The following is a 6771-nucleotide window of genomic DNA, read 5'->3' on the forward strand; positions in this document are numbered from 1 at the left end:
TACCAGATATGTGGTGCACACCAGAAAAACAGGTCAGTGAAGAAAGGAAGGACTGTCAGGACGGTTAACGTCTATGTTACCTGCATGAAGAGAATGTTTGATTTTGCGGTGTTGAATGGGTACATAAGCAAATCACCATTTGCTGCAGTTACTCCACTAAAAAAATCGAAGTCAGATCCATCACCACTTACTCGTGATGAATACCATCGCTTTCTTGAGAAATGCCCATGCGACCAGATACGTAATCTGTGGAAGCTTGCGTTTAATACAGGCATGCGACACGGTGAGGTATGTGCACTGGCATGGGAGGACATAGACACCAAGAACTGGACTATTCGGTTCAGCAGGAACCTTACCATTTCAGACCACTTCACACCGCCAAAAACGGAAAATGGGAACCGGACAATCAACCTCACAACTCCGGCTATCGAGGCACTGAAAAGCCAGATGGCTTATACCAGGATGGGTAAACAACATCAGATAGACGTTCACCTCAGAGAGTTTGGCAGAACTCGCCAGGATAAATGCACATTTGTTTTTGTTCCCAGGCTAACAGCAAGGAATGGTAAAGGAGGTGAATGGTACTCACCCGGGTCATTCTCAGGAACGTGGAACAACATATTAAGAAGGAGCGGAATTCCCCACCGCAAGTCATATGAGTCTCGACACACATGCTTGCTGGGCATTAAGCGCTGGAGCCAACCCAAACTTCATTGCGGCTCAAATGGGGCACACGTCCGCACAGTTGGTTTACAGCGTTTACGGTAAATGGATGTCCGACAACAATGACAACCAACTGGCAATATTGAACGCTAATTTTGGAGGTAATGTCCCACAGATGCCCCATGCCCAAAACGAGTAAACACAAAATCCTTTAACCTCATGACGTTAATCCGCCCATGAAGGTTTGTTCAGGATATGATCCTGCCAGTCGCGCACTTCTGATTCTTTTACCGCAATATGACGTACCGAAATACGTTCGCCATGCATTGCCGCTTTCGACCCGGTCAGCAACGGATGCCATTCTGGCAACCCTTTTCCTTCCGCCAGCAGACGATAGGCGCAGGTCATCGGCAACCATTCAAAGGTAGGCAGATTATCACGCGTGAGTTTGATGCAGTCCGGCTCGTATTCGAATCGACGTTCGTAGTTACGGCACTGGCAGGTTTTAATATTGAGCTGCTTACAGGCGACGTTGGTAAAATAGATTTCGTCAGTGTCTTCATCCATCAGCTTATGCAGGCAGCATTGACCACACCCATCACATAATGACTCCCACTCGGCATCGGTCATTTCATCAAGGGTTTTACTTTGCCAGAAAGGTATGTCGCTCATCAGGGTATCCGCTATCGTAATAAAGCTGCACCTTATAACCAGTCTGGCACGCTGATGCAAGTTTTGCCGCCCGAAAAGGCGGCAAGCAGAGATTACAGCACTCGGGTGGTCAGAGTTTGTCCGTGGAAACTGATAGCCAGTTCATCACCACTACTTAACGGTCCAACCCCTGCTGGCGTACCCGTCAGCACCACATCGCCCGCTTTGAGCGTAAAGAAACGGCTCATGTAGGCAATCAAAGGAACAATGGGATGGATCATATCTGCCGTCGAACCGTGCTGACGCGTTTCGCCGTTTACCGTCAAGCCGAGCATTGTATCCTGCGGATCACCATCAAATTCCGCCACCGGGATAAATCCTGAGAGCGGGCATGAGTTATCAAAGCCCTTGGCTTTTTCCCACGGCTGACCGGCTTTCTTCATTTTGCCCTGAATATCGCGCAGGGTTAGATCCAGCGCTACGCCATAGCCAGCGATGGCTTTACGCACATGTTCTTCTGTCGCCTGGCGTAAGGTTGCGCCAATCAGTACCGCCAGCTCAATCTCATGGTGAACCGACCCCATATCGGATGGGATCGCCAGCGGCTGGCGCAAATCACACAGCGCAGTTTCCGGTTTGATAAACAGTACCGGCTCTTCCGGAGTGGTTCCCCCCATCTCTTTTATATGGTTGGCATAGTTACTGCCTACGCAAACCACCTTACTCACCGGATAATCCAGCAGAGCACCATGCCAGTTGTGATGTTGATACATTACTTTCCCCTAACGTAGTCATAGATTTCAGGTACTGCATCGATGGAACGTGCTGCTGCCGGATGCAGTTTAACGTTTAGCGTCTGATGTATTTTGTTTGGCCGCTGCCAGATGCTGTTTGAGCAAATCTTCTGGCGGTGGCGGTATTTGTAAATAATAGCCCTGCTCGATTAGCGCCTGTTTTACTTTTTCAAGATCGGCATTAACCAGTTTTTTTCGACCATCAAGCGGTAACATCATTGCCAGCGTTGGCTGACCAAATCCTTTCATCAGTTCTTCAGGAACTCGCGAGAAATCGTCTTTTTTTTCGACATATAAATAAGTCTGGTCACGTTTGCTGCTTCGGTAGATCACACAAAACATATCTTTTACTCTGAATTCACGGAATGGTGGCTTGCCTCAATATAATACTGACTATAACATGCCTTATAGTCTTCGGAATATCACCCCGCGCTGGGGATGATAAATAGCAAATTGAGTAAGGCCAGGATGTCAAACACGCCAATCGAGCTTAAAGGCAGTAGCTTCACCTTATCAGTGGTTCATTTACATGAAGCAGAACCCGAGGTTATTCGTCAGGCGTTGGAAGACAAAATCGCGCAGGCCCCTGCATTTTTAAAACATGCGCCCGTAGTGGTTAACGTGAGTGGTCTTGAAAGCCCGGTAAACTGGTCGGCGCTGCAGGAAGTTGTCGCGTCTACTGGCTTGCGCATTATCGGCGTTAGCGGATGCAAAGACGCCCGATTAAAGGCTGAAATTGACGAAATGGGACTTCCTTTACTGACTGAAGGTAAAGAAAAAGCGCTTCGTCCCGCGCCTGTTGAGGCTCCAGTTCCCGTCCCGCCGCTGCAAAACGTTACTCCCATCACAAAAACACGATTAATAAATGTACCGGTTCGTTCCGGTCAGCGCATTTATGCTCCACAATGTGATCTGATTGTTACAAGCCACGTCAGTGCGGGCGCAGAGCTTATCGCTGATGGCAATATTCATGTTTATGGGATGATGAGAGGTCGAGCGCTGGCAGGCGCAAGCGGTGACCGGGAAGCGCAAATTTTTTGTACCCATCTGACGGCAGAACTGGTGTCTATCGCAGGTGTTTATTGGCTGAGTGATAAAATCCCAGCAGAATTTTATGGCAAAGCGGCACGTCTGCAATTAGCAGAGAACGCTTTGACAGTTCAACCGTTGAATTGATCCCTTTTTAACAAGGAATTTCTATGGCACGCATTATTGTTGTTACTTCGGGTAAAGGGGGCGTTGGCAAAACCACCTCCAGCGCGGCCATCGCTACAGGTTTGGCCCAGAAGGGAAAGAAAACTGTCGTTATTGATTTTGATATCGGCCTGCGTAATCTTGATCTGATTATGGGTTGTGAACGCCGCGTCGTTTACGACTTCGTCAACGTTATTCAGGGCGATGCGTCGTTAAATCAGGCGTTAATCAAAGATAAGCGTACCGAGAATCTCTTTATTCTTCCGGCCTCACAGACCCGCGATAAAGACGCGCTGACGCGTGAAGGCGTCGCAAAAGTTCTGGACGATCTGAAAGCAATGGACTTTGACTTCATCGTCTGCGATTCCCCGGCGGGTATCGAAACCGGCGCGCTGATGGCCCTGTATTTTGCTGATGAAGCCATTATCACCACAAACCCGGAAGTCTCTTCTGTACGCGACTCAGACCGTATTCTGGGTATTCTGGCGTCGAAATCCCGCCGCGCAGAAAACGGTGAAGAGCCGATTAAAGAGCATCTGTTGCTTACGCGCTACAACCCTGGCCGCGTAAATAAAGGTGACATGCTGAGCATGGAAGACGTACTGGAAATTCTGCGAATCAAGCTGGTTGGCGTGATTCCTGAAGATCAGTCAGTCCTGCGCGCGTCTAACCAGGGTGAGCCGGTTATTCTCGACATCAATGCTGATGCCGGTAAAGCCTATGCTGATACCGTAGACCGTCTGTTGGGAGAAGAACGTCCTTTCCGCTTCATTGAAGAAGAGAAGAAAGGTTTCCTCAAACGCCTGTTCGGAGGATAAGTTATGGCATTACTGGATTTTTTTCTCTCGCGGAAAAAGAGCACAGCGAACATCGCTAAAGAGCGACTGCAGATTATTGTTGCGGAACGTCGTCGTAGTGACGCCGAGCCACATTATTTACCGCAGCTAAGGAAGGATATTCTCGACGTTATCTGTAAGTATGTACAAATTGATCCAGAAATGGTCACCGTACAGCTTGAACAAAAAGACGGCGATATTTCGATCCTCGAGCTGAACGTAACATTACCTGAAGCAGAAGAGTCTAAATAACCTTTTGTGTAAATGCGTCATGGTTGCAAAAAAGGCAGATTATTCTGCCTTTTTTAATTTTCGTCCTTTGCCAATCTGCAACACCTTTATTCCAACGTAAACTTCGGGTAGTTTTCGGCAAAATAGCGGCGCAAATACTCAACGGTAATACGGATTTTTGCCGACGTCGCCAGGCGTGAAACATAAACCGCCCAAATATTTGCTGGTTGATAATACTCAGGCAATATGTGTATCAGATGTCCGCTGGCAATGTTGCCACAGACATCCCACCACGAACGCAGAGCAATTCCCTGGCCGTCAAGACACCATTGATGCACCACTTCGCCATGATTAGATGACAGAGGCCCGGTCACTTTAATTGAGTGAGTCCCCTCTTTATTGCGCATTTGCCAGATACCAAACGGATGGTCACGCTCTTTAATGACCAGACAGGGAAAAGTAGAGAGATCGTTCAGTTGCTTCGGCATTCCATGCTGCGCCACAAACTCCGGCGAGGCGCAAAGAATGCGATAGTTAGTCGCCAGTTTACGGGCAATCAGATTAGGTGCGATATCATCCCCGATACGAATATCGAGATCGACGCCCTCATTCACCAGGTCCACCAGACGGTCTTCAACATCGAATCTCAGCTCCAGCTGTGGGTACTCTTTCGCCAGCGCAGACAACGCAGGAGCCACCACCCGGCGGCCAAAACCAAAACTGCTGATAATACGTAACATCCCTTGCGGGATCTGCCTGACATCGGACAGCTCGTCCATCATCTGATCGACATCATGCAGGATCCGCTGCGCCCATTCGTATATCCGCTCCCCCTCTTCCGTTATGGTCACCCGCCGTGTTGTCCGGTGTAATAGCACCACGTTCAGCGTCTGCTCCAGGAGGGCTACACGCTTACTGATATAAGCCGGTGATACGCCCAACTCTTCGGCAACGGCGGCAAAACCCGCGCGGCGCGCAACCAGCATAAAGACGCGCAAATCATTTAACAGCGGCAGATTATTCATGATCTGTGTTTTATGTTTCACCAGTTAGGGGGATTAACTATCGTTCAGTCAATTATAGGATGAGGGGAAAGTCAATTTTGATGGCGTACAAGTGAGAGCTGCTATGAAGAAAACCTATCGTATTGCCGCTATCCCCGGAGATGGCATTGGTAAAGAAGTCCTGCCTGAAGGCATTCATGTGTTACAGGCAGCCGCCGAACGCTGGGGCCTGTCGCTTAGCTTTGAACAAATAGAGTGGGCCAGTTGCGAATACTACGCCCAACACGGCAAGATGATGCCGGATGACTGGCGTGAACAGCTGCAATCCTTCGATGCGATCTATTTTGGTGCCGTGGGCTGGCCGGACACCGTCCCGGACCACATCTCACTCTGGGGTTCGCTGCTTAAGTTTCGCCGCGAATTCGATCAGTACGTTAACCTGCGCCCGGTGCGGCTGTTTCCCGGTGTCCCTTGTCCGCTGGCGGGCAAACAGCCGGGTGACATTGATTTCTACGTCGTGCGTGAGAACACCGAGGGGGAGTACTCTTCCCTCGGCGGACGTGTGAGCGAAGGTACCGAACACGAGATGGTGATCCAGGAGTCGGTTTTCACCCGTCGTGGTGTCGACCGTATATTGCGTTACGCCTTTGAACTGGCGCAAAGCCGCCCGCGCAAAACGCTAACCTCAGCGACTAAATCAAACGGTCTTGCCATCAGCATGCCCTACTGGGACGAGCGTGTCGAAGCGATGGCGGTCAACTATCCCGGGATCCGCTGGGATAAACAGCATATTGATATTCTCTGTGCTCGTTTTGTGATGCAGCCGGAACGTTTTGACGTCGTGGTTGCTTCCAATCTGTTTGGCGATATTCTCTCCGATCTCGGTCCGGCCTGTACCGGTACAATTGGCATTGCGCCATCAGCCAACTTAAACCCGGAACGCACCTTCCCGTCCCTGTTCGAGCCGGTACACGGTTCAGCCCCTGATATCTACGGTAAAAATATCGCTAACCCAATCGCGACAATCTGGGCTGGCGCGATGATGCTCGACTTCCTTGGTCACGGTGATGCCAACTATAAGGCCGCCCACGACGGCATTCTGGCGGCAATTGAGCAAGTTATTGCCAGCGGCCCGAAAACGCCAGATATGAAAGGTAACGCCACCACACAGCAGGTTGGTGAGGCCATTAGTCGGGCATTGCGCCTTTAAGCTTCGTGCCATTAAAAACGGGAGCACCCGGCTCTAATACCGATCAGTTAAGCATGTATGGAGAACATGTGATTCTTACTCAGGATTCCGTTCACCTCAGCGCTGTCATTTCTTGAAACGCAGTTACCCGTGAACGGGCAAGGGAGGCTCACCGCCTCCTCCCTTGCAACCCAGGCTCCCGGCGGGAA

8 protein-coding genes and 1 pseudogene are annotated in these 6771 nt (G+C 50.0%); 5 read left to right on the top strand and 4 right to left on the bottom strand.

Annotated elements, in window-relative coordinates; all coding sequences use genetic code 11:
• Positions 1 to 862 (top strand): annotated as a pseudogene (locus JSN25_RS17660) (tyrosine-type recombinase/integrase); the annotation flags it as partial.
• Between the two features lie 26 nt (positions 863 to 888).
• Here the strand turns inward: JSN25_RS17660 and JSN25_RS17665 are convergent.
• From JSN25_RS17665 to JSN25_RS17675, 3 genes are all read right to left on the bottom strand, one after another.
• Positions 889 to 1335 (bottom strand): YcgN family cysteine cluster protein, encoded by a 447-nt coding sequence (locus JSN25_RS17665; protein WP_003020944.1) that lies wholly within the window; start codon positions 1333 to 1335, stop codon positions 889 to 891.
• Between the two features lie 92 nt (positions 1336 to 1427).
• Positions 1428 to 2087, bottom strand: coding sequence for a fumarylacetoacetate hydrolase family protein (locus JSN25_RS17670; RefSeq protein ID WP_087856073.1), 660 nt, complete (start codon positions 2085 to 2087; stop codon positions 1428 to 1430).
• Between the two features lie 69 nt (positions 2088 to 2156).
• A complete protein-coding gene (locus tag JSN25_RS17675; protein ID WP_038641242.1) occupies positions 2157 to 2450 on the bottom strand; it encodes a YcgL domain-containing protein in 294 nt (97 codons plus the stop codon).
• Between the two features lie 126 nt (positions 2451 to 2576).
• On the opposite strand from JSN25_RS17675, the gene minC reads away from it, so the two are divergent.
• The 3 genes from minC to minE are packed head-to-tail and all read left to right on the top strand — an operon-like array spanning position 2577 to position 4390.
• Positions 2577 to 3284, top strand: a complete 708-nt coding sequence (minC, locus tag JSN25_RS17680) for a septum site-determining protein MinC (protein ID WP_087856072.1) — start codon at positions 2577 to 2579, stop codon at positions 3282 to 3284.
• A gap of 23 nt (positions 3285 to 3307) precedes the next feature.
• Entirely contained in the window at positions 3308 to 4120 is an 813-nt protein-coding gene (gene minD / locus JSN25_RS17685; protein WP_038641246.1) for a septum site-determining protein MinD, read from the top strand.
• 3 nt (positions 4121 to 4123) lie between these two features.
• The gene (gene minE / locus JSN25_RS17690; RefSeq protein WP_003833739.1) at positions 4124 to 4390 is read left to right on the top strand and encodes a cell division topological specificity factor MinE; all 267 of its coding nucleotides are present in this window, start codon (positions 4124 to 4126) and stop codon (positions 4388 to 4390) included.
• 86 nt (positions 4391 to 4476) lie between these two features.
• On the opposite strand, the gene JSN25_RS17695 is transcribed toward minE, so the two are convergent.
• Positions 4477 to 5394, bottom strand: coding sequence for a LysR family transcriptional regulator (locus tag JSN25_RS17695; RefSeq protein WP_038641248.1), 918 nt, complete (start codon positions 5392 to 5394; stop codon positions 4477 to 4479).
• Between the two features lie 103 nt (positions 5395 to 5497).
• Here JSN25_RS17695 and JSN25_RS17700 point away from each other — a divergent pair, with 103 nt between their 5' ends.
• Positions 5498 to 6583 (top strand): tartrate dehydrogenase, encoded by a 1086-nt coding sequence (locus JSN25_RS17700; RefSeq protein ID WP_087856071.1) that lies wholly within the window; start codon positions 5498 to 5500, stop codon positions 6581 to 6583.
• Positions 6584 to 6771 lie beyond the last annotated feature (188 nt).

It is taken from the genome of Citrobacter cronae (genome assembly GCF_016893685.1).
GTDB lineage: Bacteria > Pseudomonadota > Gammaproteobacteria > Enterobacterales > Enterobacteriaceae > Citrobacter > Citrobacter werkmanii.

What these genes read in the sequence shown, in the direction of transcription:
- JSN25_RS17670 (WP_087856073.1), bottom strand. Translation starts at nt 2,087, where the DNA reads ATGTATCAACATCACAACTGGCATGGTGCTCTGCTGGATTATCCGGTG.
- minD (WP_038641246.1), top strand. Translation starts at nt 3,308, where the DNA reads ATGGCACGCATTATTGTTGTTACTTCGGGTAAAGGGGGCGTTGGCAAA.
- JSN25_RS17695 (WP_038641248.1), bottom strand. Translation starts at nt 5,394, where the DNA reads ATGAATAATCTGCCGCTGTTAAATGATTTGCGCGTCTTTATGCTGGTT.
- JSN25_RS17700 (WP_087856071.1), top strand. Translation starts at nt 5,498, where the DNA reads ATGAAGAAAACCTATCGTATTGCCGCTATCCCCGGAGATGGCATTGGT.
- JSN25_RS17675 (WP_038641242.1), bottom strand. Translation starts at nt 2,450, where the DNA reads ATGTTTTGTGTGATCTACCGAAGCAGCAAACGTGACCAGACTTATTTA.
- minC (WP_087856072.1), top strand. Translation starts at nt 2,577, where the DNA reads ATGTCAAACACGCCAATCGAGCTTAAAGGCAGTAGCTTCACCTTATCA.
- JSN25_RS17665 (WP_003020944.1), bottom strand. Translation starts at nt 1,335, where the DNA reads ATGAGCGACATACCTTTCTGGCAAAGTAAAACCCTTGATGAAATGACC.
- minE (WP_003833739.1), top strand. Translation starts at nt 4,124, where the DNA reads ATGGCATTACTGGATTTTTTTCTCTCGCGGAAAAAGAGCACAGCGAAC.